Annotated in this window: 18 protein-coding genes; all 18 read left to right on the top strand. The window is 40.6% G+C overall.

Going from position 1 to position 13,898, the window contains the following annotated elements; translation table 11 throughout:
- The first annotated feature begins 2 nt into the window (after positions 1-2).
- Complete coding sequence (locus HXT40_RS04645) at positions 3-215, top strand: hypothetical protein (protein ID WP_231108436.1); 213 nt, start codon at positions 3-5, stop codon at positions 213-215.
- Complete coding sequence (locus tag HXT40_RS04640) at positions 196-477, top strand: toxin (protein ID WP_065189626.1); 282 nt, start codon at positions 196-198, stop codon at positions 475-477. The genes HXT40_RS04645 and HXT40_RS04640 overlap by 20 nt, the downstream gene beginning before the upstream one ends.
- A 13-nt stretch (positions 478-490) precedes the next feature.
- Complete coding sequence (locus tag HXT40_RS04635) at positions 491-787, top strand: hypothetical protein (RefSeq protein ID WP_020757764.1); 297 nt, start codon at positions 491-493, stop codon at positions 785-787.
- Entirely contained in the window at positions 787-999 is a 213-nt protein-coding gene (locus tag HXT40_RS04630) for a hypothetical protein (RefSeq protein WP_020757763.1), read from the top strand. Before HXT40_RS04635 ends, HXT40_RS04630 begins: the two co-directional genes overlap by 1 nt.
- A 14-nt stretch (positions 1,000-1,013) precedes the next feature.
- Positions 1,014-1,607, top strand: a complete 594-nt coding sequence (locus tag HXT40_RS04625; RefSeq protein WP_065189627.1) for a hypothetical protein — start codon at positions 1,014-1,016, stop codon at positions 1,605-1,607.
- Between the two features lie 9 nt (positions 1,608-1,616).
- Positions 1,617-2,162, top strand: coding sequence for a hypothetical protein (locus HXT40_RS04620; RefSeq protein ID WP_231108437.1), 546 nt, complete (start codon positions 1,617-1,619; stop codon positions 2,160-2,162).
- Positions 2,159-2,578 carry a phage holin family protein gene (locus tag HXT40_RS04615; RefSeq protein WP_064340487.1) on the top strand — a complete coding sequence of 140 codons (420 nt, stop codon included), beginning with the start codon at positions 2,159-2,161 and terminating at the stop codon, positions 2,576-2,578. The genes HXT40_RS04620 and HXT40_RS04615 overlap by 4 nt, the downstream gene beginning before the upstream one ends.
- Positions 2,571-3,491: a GH25 family lysozyme gene (locus HXT40_RS04610; RefSeq protein ID WP_065189629.1), complete on the top strand. Its 921-nt coding sequence runs from the start codon at positions 2,571-2,573 to the stop codon at positions 3,489-3,491. The genes HXT40_RS04615 and HXT40_RS04610 overlap by 8 nt, the downstream gene beginning before the upstream one ends.
- Before the next feature lie 165 nt (positions 3,492-3,656).
- The gene (locus HXT40_RS04605; RefSeq protein ID WP_020757758.1) at positions 3,657-3,842 is read left to right on the top strand and encodes a hypothetical protein; all 186 of its coding nucleotides are present in this window, start codon (positions 3,657-3,659) and stop codon (positions 3,840-3,842) included.
- Positions 3,843-3,844: 2 nt separating this feature from the next.
- The gene (locus HXT40_RS04600; protein WP_065189630.1) at positions 3,845-4,135 is read left to right on the top strand and encodes a hypothetical protein; all 291 of its coding nucleotides are present in this window, start codon (positions 3,845-3,847) and stop codon (positions 4,133-4,135) included.
- Positions 4,128-5,267 carry a DUF2800 domain-containing protein gene (locus HXT40_RS04595; RefSeq protein WP_065189631.1) on the top strand — a complete coding sequence of 380 codons (1,140 nt, stop codon included), beginning with the start codon at positions 4,128-4,130 and terminating at the stop codon, positions 5,265-5,267. The genes HXT40_RS04600 and HXT40_RS04595 overlap by 8 nt, the downstream gene beginning before the upstream one ends.
- 1 nt (position 5,268) lies before the next feature.
- The gene (locus HXT40_RS04590; RefSeq protein ID WP_065189632.1) at positions 5,269-5,817 is read left to right on the top strand and encodes a DUF2815 family protein; all 549 of its coding nucleotides are present in this window, start codon (positions 5,269-5,271) and stop codon (positions 5,815-5,817) included.
- A gap of 184 nt (positions 5,818-6,001) precedes the next feature.
- Positions 6,002-8,905, top strand: coding sequence for a DNA polymerase (locus HXT40_RS04585; protein WP_101888697.1), 2,904 nt, complete (start codon positions 6,002-6,004; stop codon positions 8,903-8,905).
- Between the two features lie 55 nt (positions 8,906-8,960).
- Positions 8,961-9,371, top strand: coding sequence for a sigma factor-like helix-turn-helix DNA-binding protein (locus HXT40_RS04580; RefSeq protein WP_032817876.1), 411 nt, complete (start codon positions 8,961-8,963; stop codon positions 9,369-9,371).
- Positions 9,358-9,570 (top strand): SHOCT domain-containing protein, encoded by a 213-nt coding sequence (locus HXT40_RS04575; RefSeq protein WP_065189633.1) that lies wholly within the window; start codon positions 9,358-9,360, stop codon positions 9,568-9,570. Before HXT40_RS04580 ends, HXT40_RS04575 begins: the two co-directional genes overlap by 14 nt.
- A gap of 61 nt (positions 9,571-9,631) precedes the next feature.
- Complete coding sequence (locus tag HXT40_RS04570) at positions 9,632-11,224, top strand: recombinase family protein (RefSeq protein ID WP_065189634.1); 1,593 nt, start codon at positions 9,632-9,634, stop codon at positions 11,222-11,224.
- Complete coding sequence (locus tag HXT40_RS04565; RefSeq protein ID WP_101888694.1) at positions 11,194-11,604, top strand: recombinase family protein; 411 nt, start codon at positions 11,194-11,196, stop codon at positions 11,602-11,604. Before HXT40_RS04570 ends, HXT40_RS04565 begins: the two co-directional genes overlap by 31 nt.
- Positions 11,601-13,178 carry a recombinase family protein gene (locus HXT40_RS04560; protein ID WP_101888695.1) on the top strand — a complete coding sequence of 526 codons (1,578 nt, stop codon included), beginning with the start codon at positions 11,601-11,603 and terminating at the stop codon, positions 13,176-13,178. The genes HXT40_RS04565 and HXT40_RS04560 overlap by 4 nt, the downstream gene beginning before the upstream one ends.
- Positions 13,179-13,898 lie beyond the last annotated feature (720 nt).

Below are 13,898 nucleotides of genomic sequence, written 5' to 3'. Positions count from 1 at the left end.
ATATGGCAGAACTTATTATTAACACAAACGAGGTTGTGATAAACGAAGGTACTAAAAACAGTGACATAAAAGTTGCTAAAACTGTTGATGAGAGTATGGAACTAGAGCAGTTTATCAGCAACAGTAAGTACGCAAAGATGATAGAAGATATCAATCGCAAACTGGATATTCTAATCGAAGAAAAGGAGGTGGAAGATGGAAAAGCCGACCATTAACTATGCGATAGCTACACAAAAGTTTAGAGCGAAGTTAAGCGATGAGATAGTGTCTTTGCAAAAAACTATCCCTATCCCGACTTATATGGTTGAAGGCATAATCGCATCAATTTTAGCTGACATACGCTCAGCTCTGATAGCTGAAAACACGATGGAACATGTTGCTTTTAGTGAGGAAAACACAAAGTATTACGAAGAACAGTTAGAAAAACTAAACGAGGAAATCCTAAAACTTAAAGCAGAAAAAGAAGAAAAACCATAAGGAGGAAAGCCTTATGTATAGAGGAACAACACCTACAAACGTGTTCAGGACAGATGTGGATTTAGAAAACGCATCTGTCCTTTTTGTTAGCTATAAGCAAAACGGAAAAGTTGTTTTAGAAAAAAGCTTAGAGGATGTGAGTGTTAAAAAGACGCTTGTAACAGTAAATCTCACGCAGAAAGAAACACTTTTGTTTCAAGACGGTATTGTCACGATTCAAATCAGAGCCAAGTTTCCCGACAACACGGCTATCGCTTCAAATCTGATACGAACAACAGCTGAAGAAATAGTAAAGGACGGTGAGATTTAATGGCAGAACTACAGGCAAGTTTTAAACACAATACAGATATGAGCGCATCTTTTGAAAGCATCATAAAAGTAACAGGCGAAGAAACAACAGATTACAACAGGCTTACTAACCTGCCGAAAATTAACCAAGTAAAGCTTATAGGCAATAAAACGCTTTTAGAGCTGGGACTTTGCTCTATCAGCAATATTGAACTCGAAGAACTACTTAAATAAGGAAGGAAATTATTATGCAAACTAAATTTTTAGACAACAACGGACTTTTATACGTTTGGAAGAAAATCAAGGAAAGCTTTGTGAAAAAAGAAGAGCTGACAAAAGCCTTGGAAACAGTGCCGAAGAAAGTTGCGGATTTAAGTGATGCGGCAAACTATGCACAAGTATCTTCAGTGCCAACCAAGGTGGAAAACCTGCTGGATGCGTCAGAATACGCGAAGAAAACCGACATCGTGACAAACGTAGAAAGCCTTCAAGGTATTGACGCGTATGCGAAAACTAGCGCATTACCGACAAAAGTAGAACAGCTGGAAGACTCAGCGAATTATGTGAAAAAGACAGACCTTACTGAAGAGGTAAAGCATCTTGTCGGCAACATTCAATCAATTGATTTTAAGGTGGTTGATAGCCTGCCTCAGACAGGTGATAAGGCAACAATCTATCTTATAAGCGATAACAAGGGCGAAAACGATGCGTATGATGAGTACATTTATGTAAACGACAGGTTTGAAAAAATCGGTACAACATCAGTTGATTTAAGCGACTATGTGAAAAAAGAAGATGTTAAAAGTATCAGCAATGAAGAAATCGATGCACTGTTTGTGTAGGTGAAGCTTATGGCAGACAGGTTTTTAGGCAAAGAAGGTTTACTTAGGCTGATAGAAAAATTGAAAGGAAAATTTGCCACACTGGACAGTCCTGCTTTTACGGGAAAACCGACCGTTAAAACACCAAACTATATACCGGACACCAGAGGAAAAGAAATCGTTAACCGTGAATACGTGGATTTCGTAACAAAGCTGTTGATACATCAGGAAATGCCTAAGCTCCCCAAGCAGTTCAAATGGGTTATTACACCTGATTCTTGGCAAAGAATACAGGATGGTTACGTGTATGGCTTTTTTAACGAAAAATATTACAACTCCAACAATGCGCAGGAACAGAAAACAGCAGCTTATATAAAAATCGACTATGAAAGCCTACCGTATACGAGGTTTTATGGTGTGGGAGATATTAACGGGATTCTCAAATTAACGATAGCAATCGGCAGTGATTGGCGGATTTACTGTTATGGGGATAAACCTTCAAACGAAATACCGGTAATTATTACATTTATGCAGGTAGAAGATGTAACTGATCTTATTAAGGAGGCGGTAGAATGAAAGAATTTTGGAATACACTACAGTTGGCTTTCACAGTAGTAGGCGGCTGGCTGGGATACTTTTTAGGTGGGTGCGATGGTTTGATCCTCGCACTTCTTTTATTTGTGGTAACTGATTACATCACAGGCGTGATGTGTGCGGCGATTGATAAAAAGCTTTCAAGCAGCGTGGGTTTTAAGGGCATCTTTAGAAAGGTGCTCATTTTTATGCTTGTTGGCATAGCAAACATTATAGATTTTCAGGTTATTAAGCAAGGAAGCGTGATTAGAACCGCGGTAATTTTCTTCTACCTATCTAACGAAGGACTTTCACTTATCGAAAACGCGGCTCACCTGGGGCTTCCCGTGCCTGAGAAATTAAAAAACGTTTTAGAACAATTACACGACAAAGACAGAAAGGACAATACTCATGAGTAAAAAAGGAATAGACGTATCAGTCTGGCAGGGTGACATTGATTTCAACTCGGTAAAAGCATCCGGTGTTGAGTTTGTGATCATTCGAGCAGGATACGGTATCGGACACAAAGACAAGTGGTTTGAGGAAAACTATCGTAAAGCAAAAACAGCAGGTCTTGATGTGGGCTCTTACTGGTATTCGTACGCAAGCTCTGCAGGCGAAGCGTCTGAGGAAGCTCAAAGCTGCGTGAATATACTTTCAGGTAAGAGTTTTGAGTATCCTATTTACTTTGATTTAGAAGAAAAAAGCCAGCTTAACCGTGGACGGGATTTTTGTGATTCTTTGATTACAAGTTTTTGTAACAAGCTGGAAGCTTGCGGATATTATGCAGGTTTTTACACTTCGCTTTCAGTAGCTAATAACCTTGTGTCTTCTCATGTTAGAGACCGTTACGCTTTGTGGATCGCACAGTGGAACACGCACTGTAGCTATCAAGGCTCGTATGGTCTTTGGCAATACTCGTCAAGTGGCAGTGTTAACGGGATAGCCGGCAGAGTTGACATGGATTATGCTTACGTAGATTATCCAAGCGTGATAAAAAACGCTGGGTTAAACGGGTATCAAAACGGTGGCTCTTACACTGCTCCTCAAACATCAAGTATTGATGAAGTGGCAAGAGAAGTTATTAACGGTGATTGGGGTAACGGAAATGATCGTAAAAACCGTTTAATTTCTGCCGGATATGATTATGCGAGCGTGCAAAATAAGGTTAATGAGCTTCTTGGTGTTAAAGCCTATAGAAAGTCGGTTGATGAGCTTGCACGTGAAGTAATCCGAGGCACTTGGGGTAACGGTAGCATGCGAAAACATCGTCTAACTCAAGCAGGATATGATTATGATGCAGTACAAAAACGAGTAAACGAACTCTTGTAAAACAGTTTGAAACACTTATAAAGCCCGAGGCTTGTTCCTACATTGGAGCAATCCTCGGGCTTTTTTTATTTTTGAAAACTTTTTTTAGAAAAACCGTCAGATTATCACCTTTCCCAAGGCTACCCCATAGAAGGGCACAAAGTCCTTTTAGAAAGGAGGCGGCACATGAAACAAAAACTTGTCGTAAGTGTTTCAAAAAAGCCTAAAGAAGATGGGCTTGCAAGTTGTAAACCTATCGGGCTGAGAGAAAAAATCATCCGATTCTTTCTCGGAAAGAAAGAAGACATTATGGTCTTTATTCCAAGTAACAGGATCGATGAAGTTGTGGTTCAAAACAAGAAAGGTGAATAAGAATGAACGAAAACACGGTAAAAAAGATAATTGGCGATCTTGAATCACTGATTTGTCACCTAAAAGAGATCACGGGTGAAACAACACATAAGACGTCACCAAAACAAGTGCCTGAAACTAAAAAGGTAAGTCTTGAGCAGGTGCGAGCGGTTTTAGCAAAACTTAGCCAGATGGGAAAGACTGCTGATGTGAAGAAACTCATCGTAAAACACGGTGCGCAAAAGCTCTCGGATATTCCTGAAAGCGAGTATGCGAGCCTGTTGCATGAAGCGGAGGGAATTAAAGGTGACTAAGCATGCTTTACTTTCCCCATCTTCTGCTCACAGGTGGATTAAGTGTACTCCGAGTGCTGTTTTAGAAGAAAAGTTTGAAAACACTACTTCTGTGGCAGCTGAGGAAGGAACGGCGGCACACGCGTGGTGTGAGTACAAGCTGAATAAGCTTCTTAACCGTCCGTGCGAAAAACCGTCAACAGAGTATGACTCAAACGAGATGCAGGAATGCTCGGATTCTTACGTGGATTTCGTAATGGAAAAATACGAACAGGCAAAACTTAACTGTCAAGATCCTATCCTTCTCATCGAGCAGAAGGTTGATTTTTCAGCTTACGTGCCGGACGGGTTTGGTACAGCGGACTGCATTATTGTAGGCGAAAAAACGCTGCAGGTTATCGACTTTAAGTACGGTCAAGGCGTGCTGGTTGATGCTTACGAGAATCCGCAGATGAAATGCTACGCGCTTGGAGCTTTAACGCTTTTCGACAGCTTGTACGAGATACAAAGCGTTGAGATGAGTATTTTTCAGCCACGGCGTGACAACGTATCCACTTTTACGCTATCTGTCGCAGAGCTTATCTCTTGGGCTGAAAGCGTGCTTAAACCAAAAGCAGAGCTTGCAATTACAGGCGAAGGCGAATTTGAAGCCGGTGACTGGTGCAGGTTTTGCAGGGCAAAAGCCACGTGCCGTAAACGTGCGGAAGAAAACCTTAAGCTTGCAGAACTTGAGTTCAAACCACCATCTGTTTTAACGGATAGTGAGATTGAAGAAGTACTCACGCTTATCCCACAGTTAACGAAGTGGGCTGATGATGTTTTAGCGTACGCCACAGATTCCGCTATTAACCACGGGAAAGAGTGGCATGGTTTCAAACTCGTGGAAGGACGTTCTGTTCGCAAGTTTAAGGACGAGACAGCTGTTATTGAGAAAGCTAAAGCTCATGGCTTTACCGACATTTTCAAAACTAGTCTTATCGGTTTAACGGAAATGCAAAAGCTGATGGGCAAGAAAAAATTTGAGGATATTCTGGGCGACCTCATTATAAGACCGTCCGGAAAACTTACGCTCGTACCAGACTCGGATAAGCGGGCAAAAGTCAATGTTTCAAACGCAAATCAAGAATTCAATGAAATAACGGAGGTAAATTAAAATGACAAATATTAGTAGAACAAAGGTTATCACCGGTAAGAACACGCGTCTTTCCTATTTCAACGGTTGGGAGCCAAAGTCTATTAACGGCGGCCCTGAAAAATACAGTGTTTCACTGCTTATCCCTAAAGATGATGTTGAAACAGTAAATGCTATTGAGAAAGCTATTGATGCTGCGATTGAGGAAGGTGTTGGCAAGTTCGGCGGTAAGAAACCAAACAAGCAAGCAATTAAACTCCCACTGAGGGACGGGGATATTGAGCGTGATGATGAAGCGTATAAAGGACATTACTTCATTAACGCAAACTCTACTACTCCTCCGCAGATTGTAGACAAGCAGGTAAAACCAATCATGGACCGCAGCGAAGTGTATTCAGGCTGCTATGCGAGGGTTTCCATCAACTTCTACGCGTTTAACTCTAACGGTAATAAGGGTATCGCTTGCGGTCTTGGCAACATTCAAAAAATCCGAGACGGTGAACCACTCGGCGGACGTAGCCTCGCAACCGATGATTTCACGACCTTAGAAGATGATGACTTTCTAGCATAAGGAGCATGTAAAGATGATTAGCTGGTTTGTTGGAATATTTGCTGGCGTATTGCTTCTTGATTTCGTGGTAAGAAAACTTGTCAGTCTTTATATCGAAGTCAAAAACATGCTGAACAGAAAGTAAGAAAGTCAAGGAGGTGGCAGGTTTTCTGTCACCTCTTTTATTAACTTGGAGGTGGGTAATTTGGAAAATTTGAGTATAGATTTAGAAACGTTTTCCTCCGTTGACCTTAAAAAATGTGGAGTTTACAAGTACGCAGAATCGGATGATTTTGAGATACTGCTCTTTGGCTACAGTGTGGACGGTAGTGAAGTTCAGGTCGTTGACTTAGCACAAGGTGAAACCATACCAGAGGTTGTGCTTTCCGCTTTAACAGATGAAACAGTGACCAAGTGGGCGTTTAACGCTCAGTTTGAAAGAGTCTGCTTATCACGCTACCTGCGAGATAAAGGCATCAATGTTAACCCTAGTCAGACAGTGAAAAGTGAAGGCTTGTTTTTAAACCCAAGCTCCTGGCATTGCACAATGATCTGGTCAGCCACCCTAGGACTTCCCATGTCGCTTGAAAACGTGGGAACAGTACTGGGTCTTGATAAGCAGAAACTCACTGAGGGTAAGAATCTTATTAAATATTTCTGCCTGCCGTGTAATCCTACGAAAGTAAACGGTGGAAGAACAAGAAACAAGTATTTTCACGATAAGGAAAAGTGGGATCTGTTTAAATCGTATAACAAGCGTGATGTGGAAGTTGAAATGAGTATTCAAGAAAAGCTCTCACGCTTTCCCGTACCAGACTTTTTATGGCAGGAGTTTTATCTCGACCAGGAGATCAACGACCGTGGGATAGAAATAGATCCTCGTTTCGTTGAATCAGCCATAAAACTCGACTTAGAGGTGAAAACGCATCTCATGAGTGAGCTTAAGCATATTACAGGTTTAGAAAACCCGAACTCAGTGTTACAAATGCGCTCTTGGCTTAAAGAGCATGGGCTTGAAATGGAGTCGCTTGGTAAAAAAGAAGTCGCTAAAGAACTTAAAACAGTGGGTAAAGAGTTGGCGGAAGTGTTGCGGCTTCGTCAGCAGCTTGCTAAATCATCGGTGAAAAAGTATACGGTGATGAAAAACGCTGCATGCATGGATTATCGGGAGCGTGGCATGTTTCGCTTCTATGGTGCAAACCGTACAGGAAGGTTTGCGGGAAGGCTCGTGCAATTACAAAACCTGCCACAAAACCATTTGCCTGATCTAGCGGAGGCTAGAAGTCTTGTTAAACAAGGAAATGTTGAAGCGTTGGAAATGCTTTATGAGGATATTCCAGATACTTTATCCCAGCTTATCCGCACTGCTTTTATCCCACGCACGGGATTTAAGTTTATTGTCGCAGACTTTTCAGCAATCGAAGCGAGAGTCTTGGCTTGGCTTGCAGGTGAAAAATGGCGTATGCGAGTATTCGAGGAAGGCAAAGACATTTACTGCTCGTCAGCCTCTCAAATGTTTAGCGTGCCTGTTGAAAAGCATGGAGTAAACGGGCATTTGCGGCAGAAAGGTAAGATAGCGGAACTTGCTTGTATTGCTGAAGGTGAACTTGTACTCACAGATGAAGGGCTTGTTCCAATTGAAGAAGTCACTACAAAACAAAAAGTGTGGGACGGAGAAAACTGGGTCAACCATAACGGAGTTGTTTTTAAGGGTGTAAAGGAGGTAATCGAGTATGAAGGACTTAGAGCAACACCAGACCATCTCGTCTGGGTTAAAGGGAAACCGAAGCCAATACGGTTTATTGAATCCGCCATCTGCAAAACACATCTCATACAAACCGGAGATGGTCGGAGAACAATACGGCTGGGTGAAAATCATAAGTGCAGAGAAACACTGGAATCAAAAGCAAAACCACTGTTATGTATTGACACAATGCGTAGGGTGCGGAAGCGTTCAATGGCAGGACTTAAACAGTCTAAAGTCGGGCAAATCAAAAGGGTGTCAAGCTTGCTCGCAGCCGAAACAAATACCAATATGGCTAGAAAAGCGGCTAAGTGCTGCGAAACAGCGATGCATCAATCCAAGAGATCCAAATTACAAAAACTATGGTGCAAGAGGGATAAAGTGGTGCTTCCATTCTGTTTTAGAAGCAGGCTTGTGGATTTTACAAGAGGTAGACAATGTGCAAAAAGACTGGGAATTAGATCGGATAAATACAAACGGCAACTACGAAAAAGGAAATATCCGCTTTGTTCCAAGAATAGTCAATCAAAACAACAAGCAGAACGCTATCCTAACACGGTGGGAGCAACAATATTGGCCATACGCAAGATCGGTAGTTACAAGAATGTTATCGAAAGGAATAGGCAGAGAAGAAATCATATCAAGAGCAAATACAGCTGTAGTGCAACACAGAAAAAACTGGCGTTTAATCGAAGCAAGGCTCGAGTTTATGACATACGAAATGCCGGACCAAATCATCGTTTTACCGTATCGGGAAAGCTCGTGCATAACTGTGGCTACGGTGGTGCAGTAGGAGCATTAAAGGCAATGGGTGCTCTTGATATGGGTTTACATGAAGATGATTTGCAACAGTTAGTTAATGATTGGAGATCTGCTAATCCACATATTGTTTCATTGTGGTGGGATGTGGACAGAGCTGTAAAACAGTGTGTACACGAACGCATTTCTGTTCGAACACACAATATAGTGTTCACTTACAAGAGTGGGTTTCTTATCATCAAACTGCCTTCGAAAAGATGCCTTTACTATGTGAAGCCACGCGTGGAAGAAAACAAGTATGGTGGCGAATCAGTCACCTATGAGGGTGTGGGGTCTACTAAAAAATGGGAGCGGCTGGAAAGCTACGGGCCTAAATTCGTGGAAAACATTACGCAAGCTATAGCTCGTGACATTCTACTTTACGCCATGCAAACGCTGAAAGAATATCGCATCGTTGCTCACGTGCATGATGAAGCCATTATCGAAACCGATAAGAATGTGAGTGTTCAAAGCGTGTGTGAGCTAATGGGAAGAACACCACCTTGGGCAGAAGGGCTTGTTTTACGAGCTGACGGCTACGAGTGTGAGTTTTACAAAAAAGATTAAAAAACCGTCAGATTTTATTCTTTCCCAAGGCTACCTCATAGGAGGTGGCCTTTTTATGAATATGGAAGAACAACGCAAAGTCAAATTGCTAAGAGATGAAGGCCTTAGCTATACGCAGATTGCAAACCGTATGGATGTTTCCGTTAATACGATTAAAAGCTACTGCAAACGTAACAGCCTAGGCGTAATCCAGTCTACGAAAACACAGACAGCATTATGTGAATCTTGTTCAAAACCAATCAAACAAAACAAAGGAAGAAAAGTTAAACGTTTCTGCTCTGATGCGTGTAGAAACACATGGTGGAACAAGCATACACAGTTGGTAAAAAGACAGGCAAACTATGAGTGCACTTGTCTTAACTGCAAAAATTCTTTTATCTCTTACGGTAATAAAACCAGAAAATACTGCTGCCACGCCTGCTATATAGAACATCGTTTTGGAGGTGAGCATCATGCAAATCAGTAAGGATGTTCACGGGCTAACGGATGTTAAAGCCAGAGATTGGACAAAAGAGAGTATGCAGGCGGATTTTCGTTTTGAAATAGCCGAAAAACTTACCGTTTCACTCTTTAAAAAAGGGCTTATCAGCGAGCAAGAAAAAGGAAAAATAAGCCGTCTTAACAGGGAAAAATTTCACCCGTTTTACAAGGAATTATTGGGCTAAAAGCTTGATAAACACTGCTTTTAGAGTGATGTATATGACTGTAAGAAAGTGAGGTGAGATGATGAAAATGATAACAAAACTGGAAGCCAAACAGCCGGATAATTCTCTTAGAAAAATACGGGTTGCAGCATATGCGAGAGTTTCTACCGACAGTGACGAACAGCTTCTCAGCCTAGAGGTACAAAAGGAGCATTACGAAAACTATATTAAGTCTAATCCATGCTGGGAGTATGCGGGACTTTACTTTGACGAGGGTATTAGTGGCACGAAAATCGATAAGCGTGAAAGTCTTAAACAACTGCTTAAAGACTGTGAGAGCGGTCAGATAGACAGGATTATTACAAAGTCTATTAGTAGGCTTGCAAGAAACACGGTTGACTGTCTTGAAATAGTTAGAAAACTTACCGGTCTCGGTATTTATTTGTATTTTGAGAAAGAAAACATTGATACCGAGCGTATGAGTTCAGAGCTTATGCTTTCTATCTTAAGTTCCATAGCACAAAGCGAGTCAAGATCCATCTCGGAAAACAGCATGTGGTCAATTCAAAAAAGGTTCGAAAACGGAAGCTATGTCATTTCTTCCCCATCGTATGGCTATAAAAACGAGAACGGGAAAATGATTATAGTTCCAAAGGAAGCTGAGGTTATAAAAGACATCTTTAGTATGGCACTTTTAGGTAAAGGCGGGCATGTGATAGCTAATGAGCTGACGGCTAAAAAGATTCCTGCGAAAAGAGGAGCTAAATGGTCTTCGACTACCGTGAACGCTATTTTGAACAATAAAACATACACAGGGGATGTGATTTTTCAAAAGACATTTACAGACGATAATTTTAACCGCCATAAAAACCGTGGCGAGAAAAAACAGTATGTTATTGAAAACCATCACGAGGCTATCATCAGTCATGAAACTTTTAATAATGTGCATGAGCTGAGACAGAAGAGAAAATTAAAACTAAATATCACCGGCGGTAGTAATAAATACCTTGCTAGATATGTGTTTTCAGGAAAACTTTACTGCGGTAATTGCCATAGTAGGTTAAAGAAACACGACCGGCATAAAAAAGATGGAGCCTATGTTGTTTGGTGTTGTACCAAGCATATACGTGAGACTAAATGCTGCCCTATGAAAGCTGTAAAAGAGGAGTATGTTAAATTAGCTTTTCTTCAAATGCTTAACAAGTTCAAAGCAACATCCGCTCAAATATTAACGCCTTTCATAAAAAGCTTAAGAAACGTGAATAATAAAGACGGATTGAACAAGGTTATCGAACTCGAAGAAAAAATAGCTAAGTTGCAAGAACAGGAGCAAGTACTCAGTAAGCTTTTCGCCGGTGGCTACATTGAGATGGATTCCTACTATCTGGAAAGCAATCAGCTTAAAACGGAAATGGATACTTGTCTTAAGGAAAAACTTCAGCTTTCCAACAGTTTAAACGGTAACTTAACGCACTTAAACGAGGCGCAAAAACTTCAACGGTTCGTCAGCGTCACAGAAGTATTTAGCGAGTTTAAGGACGAGGATTTTCTGGATTTTGTAGACAGTGTCGTAGTTAAAAGCAGAACAGAATTCATTTTTCGTTTGAAATGCGGATTGGAATTAGAAGAAGAGGTGAAAGAAACATGGCACACATCCCATATGGTTACCGAATAGTAGACGGTAAAGCGGTTATAGACGAAAAAGAAGCTCTGAAAGTTAGAGAACTTTTCCGTAAATTCTTAGAATTTGGAACGATTTCTGAAACGGCTCGAGCGGTGAACATTGATAAAACACATTCTGTAATTAGTAATATTTTGAAAAATAAAACGTACTTAGGAACATCGCTTTACCCGAGTCTTTTAGATGAAGAAACTTTTTATAAAGTTCAGCAGTTAAGAGCCAACAATTTTAGAAAAAAACCTCGTACAACAGAGCTAAAACCTTTAATTACAACAAATTTCACGTATGAAATAGGCGTTATAGAAAAGAAACATGATGATCCTTATCGGCAAGCAGCATACGCGTACAGTCAAATCAAGGGAGGTGTAAAATGAGTGCCAACGTTACAATTATTCCACCAAGAAAAATAGCGGGGAATACGGTAGATAAGCATAAAGATAAGCCGAAGTTAAGAGTAGTAGCGTATTGTCGTGTCAGTACTGACAGTGAAGAACAGGCAACAAGTTATGACACGCAAGTTCAGCATTATACGGATTATATTTCAAGAAATCCTCTCTGGGAGTTTGCCGGCATTTACGCTGATGACGGTATTTCAGGAACCAGCACGAAAAAACGTGTCGGTTTCAACGACATGATCCACGATTGCATGAGTGGCAAAGTAGACATGGTTATCACTAAGTCGATTAGCCGTTTTGCGAGAAACACTATCGACTGTTTAAAGTTTGTTAGACAGTTGAAAGACAAAAACATTCCAATCATTTTTGAAAAAGAAAACATCAACACCATGGAAGCAAGCGGAGAACTATTGCTTACCATCATGGCTTCTTTAGCTCAACAGGAATCCGCGTCACTTTCTCAGAATGTGAAGCTTGGACTTAAGTTCCGCTACCAGGAAGGCAAAGTGCAAATCAACCATAACTGGTTTTTAGGATACACAAAAGACGATGAAGGGAATCTTGTAATTCTTGAACAGGAAGCAAAAGTCGTAAGAAGAATTTATAGAGAATATTTAGAAGGAGCAAGTCTTAGAGATATAGCGGAGGGTCTTGAAAAAGACGGTATTAAAAACGGCGCTGGGCATTTAAAATGGCACTTGTCTAATATTAAAACCATCTTGCAAAACGAAAAATATATTGGTGATGCACTTTTACAAAAAACCATCACGACAGATTTTATTAATCATGTTCGTATAAAAAATGATGGGACAGAACCACAGTATTATGTAAAAGATAGCCACGCTTCGATTATTCCAAGAGATATTTTCTTTAAAGTTCAAGAAGAAATGGTAAGACGAGCCAACATGTTTAGTGGTGAGGAGAATAAAAAAAGGAGAGTTTATTCCAGTAAGTACGCTTTATCCAGCTTATGTGTTTGTTCTAAATGCGGGGATGTTTACAGAAGAATTGCTTGGAACAATCGAGGAGTGCGTTCTGTTGTTTGGCGTTGTTGTACCAGATGGGAAAATGGTCCTAGTGCTTGTGATGCTCCGACAGTAAAAGAGGAAGAACTGCAGTCTGCTACAGTGAAAGCCATAAACAAGGTGTTTAGTATACCGGATGAAGTATTGGATACGTTGAATAACAGTATTAGAGAAATTATCGCGGGCAACAACTTAAGTGAGCTTGAAACGGTTGATAAAAAAATCGCGGACAAACAAGCGATACTACTAACCTTGCTTAAAGCTAAAAAAGACTACACGAAAATAGCTGATGAGATTGATGAGCTTAAAGGTAGGAAACAGCAGCTTCTTATAGAAAAAGCAGGTCAAGAAGATGCTAAAAGACGAATCAGAGAAATGGAAGATTTTCTGAAAAGTGAGCGTCACGAGCTTAGTGAATATGACGAGAAGCTGGTAAGAAAGTACATCAAGAAAATAAAAGTTTACGAGGACAGGTTCAGCGTAACTTTTAAATCAGAGATTAGTGTGGATATTGAAAGGGCATCGTAAATTGAAATGGCATCGTAAAAGTCAAAAGAATGTGAGCATTTGAAATGTTACAAAAGTCAACCTAGTGGGAATACTCTCTAGGCTGTTTTTTGTTTTTATGCTCAAAAACCAAGTTATTAAGCCAATCTTAAACTTTTAACGATAGCTTTTTCTATCGTTAAAAGGTGCACCCAATATCCATAGTGTGCACTCAAAAAAGTGTAGCTATACTTGGAGTTCTCTCAATCCACGTCGAGAGTGTCGTATTGATGTCAAAGGCTTAATAGGTGGGTGCATTTTTGCCCTTATGTAGCAGGGTTTAGCGAGGGCTATCGTTAAAAGGTTTAATGCGAAGTGGCTTTAAGATGGGTTCTCGCGGTTTTTGAGCGCAGTTTGGCTGTTTGAGGGAACATATCAACGCTCTGGGGTCGAGTGCACAGGATGTTAACGTACTTCGCTCGCGTTGAAAGCACACTGTGCTTTCAACTTTGAGCAAGCTCAGCGAATCGAAGTGCATTCGCGAATTATATTTAATCGCTCATGCAAGTCGATTCGCCACTTTGCACCCACCTTGTGAAGTGGGAAAATAAGGTTGTTGGCGTGGTTACAATTTTATCAAACAGAATTAATGAGATGTAATTTAACGGAAATCTGCTTTTTCTTGCAGTCTTAAATCCAGTTTCTTTTTGAACTAATACACTAAACTCTTGACAAATATTGAATTTAGGTTCAGTATTTTAT

The sequence above is a fragment of the Gardnerella sp. DNF01180P genome, from assembly GCF_049244205.1.
Lineage (GTDB): Bacteria > Actinomycetota > Actinomycetes > Actinomycetales > Bifidobacteriaceae > Bifidobacterium > Bifidobacterium swidsinskii.
The sequence above is the reverse complement of the archived record's forward strand: the minus strand, read 5'-3'. Positions and strand labels throughout refer to the sequence as shown.

What these genes read in the sequence shown, in the direction of transcription:
- HXT40_RS04590 (WP_065189632.1), top strand. Translation starts at nt 5,269, where the DNA reads ATGACAAATATTAGTAGAACAAAGGTTATCACCGGTAAGAACACGCGT.
- HXT40_RS04610 (WP_065189629.1), top strand. Translation starts at nt 2,571, where the DNA reads ATGAGTAAAAAAGGAATAGACGTATCAGTCTGGCAGGGTGACATTGAT.
- HXT40_RS04575 (WP_065189633.1), top strand. Translation starts at nt 9,358, where the DNA reads ATGCAAATCAGTAAGGATGTTCACGGGCTAACGGATGTTAAAGCCAGA.
- HXT40_RS04600 (WP_065189630.1), top strand. Translation starts at nt 3,845, where the DNA reads ATGAACGAAAACACGGTAAAAAAGATAATTGGCGATCTTGAATCACTG.
- HXT40_RS04625 (WP_065189627.1), top strand. Translation starts at nt 1,014, where the DNA reads ATGCAAACTAAATTTTTAGACAACAACGGACTTTTATACGTTTGGAAG.
- HXT40_RS04560 (WP_101888695.1), top strand. Translation starts at nt 11,601, where the DNA reads ATGAGTGCCAACGTTACAATTATTCCACCAAGAAAAATAGCGGGGAAT.
- HXT40_RS04565 (WP_101888694.1), top strand. Translation starts at nt 11,194, where the DNA reads ATGGCACACATCCCATATGGTTACCGAATAGTAGACGGTAAAGCGGTT.
- HXT40_RS04635 (WP_020757764.1), top strand. Translation starts at nt 491, where the DNA reads ATGTATAGAGGAACAACACCTACAAACGTGTTCAGGACAGATGTGGAT.
- HXT40_RS04630 (WP_020757763.1), top strand. Translation starts at nt 787, where the DNA reads ATGGCAGAACTACAGGCAAGTTTTAAACACAATACAGATATGAGCGCA.
- HXT40_RS04640 (WP_065189626.1), top strand. Translation starts at nt 196, where the DNA reads ATGGAAAAGCCGACCATTAACTATGCGATAGCTACACAAAAGTTTAGA.
- HXT40_RS04570 (WP_065189634.1), top strand. Translation starts at nt 9,632, where the DNA reads ATGAAAATGATAACAAAACTGGAAGCCAAACAGCCGGATAATTCTCTT.
- HXT40_RS04580 (WP_032817876.1), top strand. Translation starts at nt 8,961, where the DNA reads ATGAATATGGAAGAACAACGCAAAGTCAAATTGCTAAGAGATGAAGGC.
- HXT40_RS04615 (WP_064340487.1), top strand. Translation starts at nt 2,159, where the DNA reads ATGAAAGAATTTTGGAATACACTACAGTTGGCTTTCACAGTAGTAGGC.
- HXT40_RS04645 (WP_231108436.1), top strand. Translation starts at nt 3, where the DNA reads ATGGCAGAACTTATTATTAACACAAACGAGGTTGTGATAAACGAAGGT.
- HXT40_RS04605 (WP_020757758.1), top strand. Translation starts at nt 3,657, where the DNA reads ATGAAACAAAAACTTGTCGTAAGTGTTTCAAAAAAGCCTAAAGAAGAT.
- HXT40_RS04620 (WP_231108437.1), top strand. Translation starts at nt 1,617, where the DNA reads ATGGCAGACAGGTTTTTAGGCAAAGAAGGTTTACTTAGGCTGATAGAA.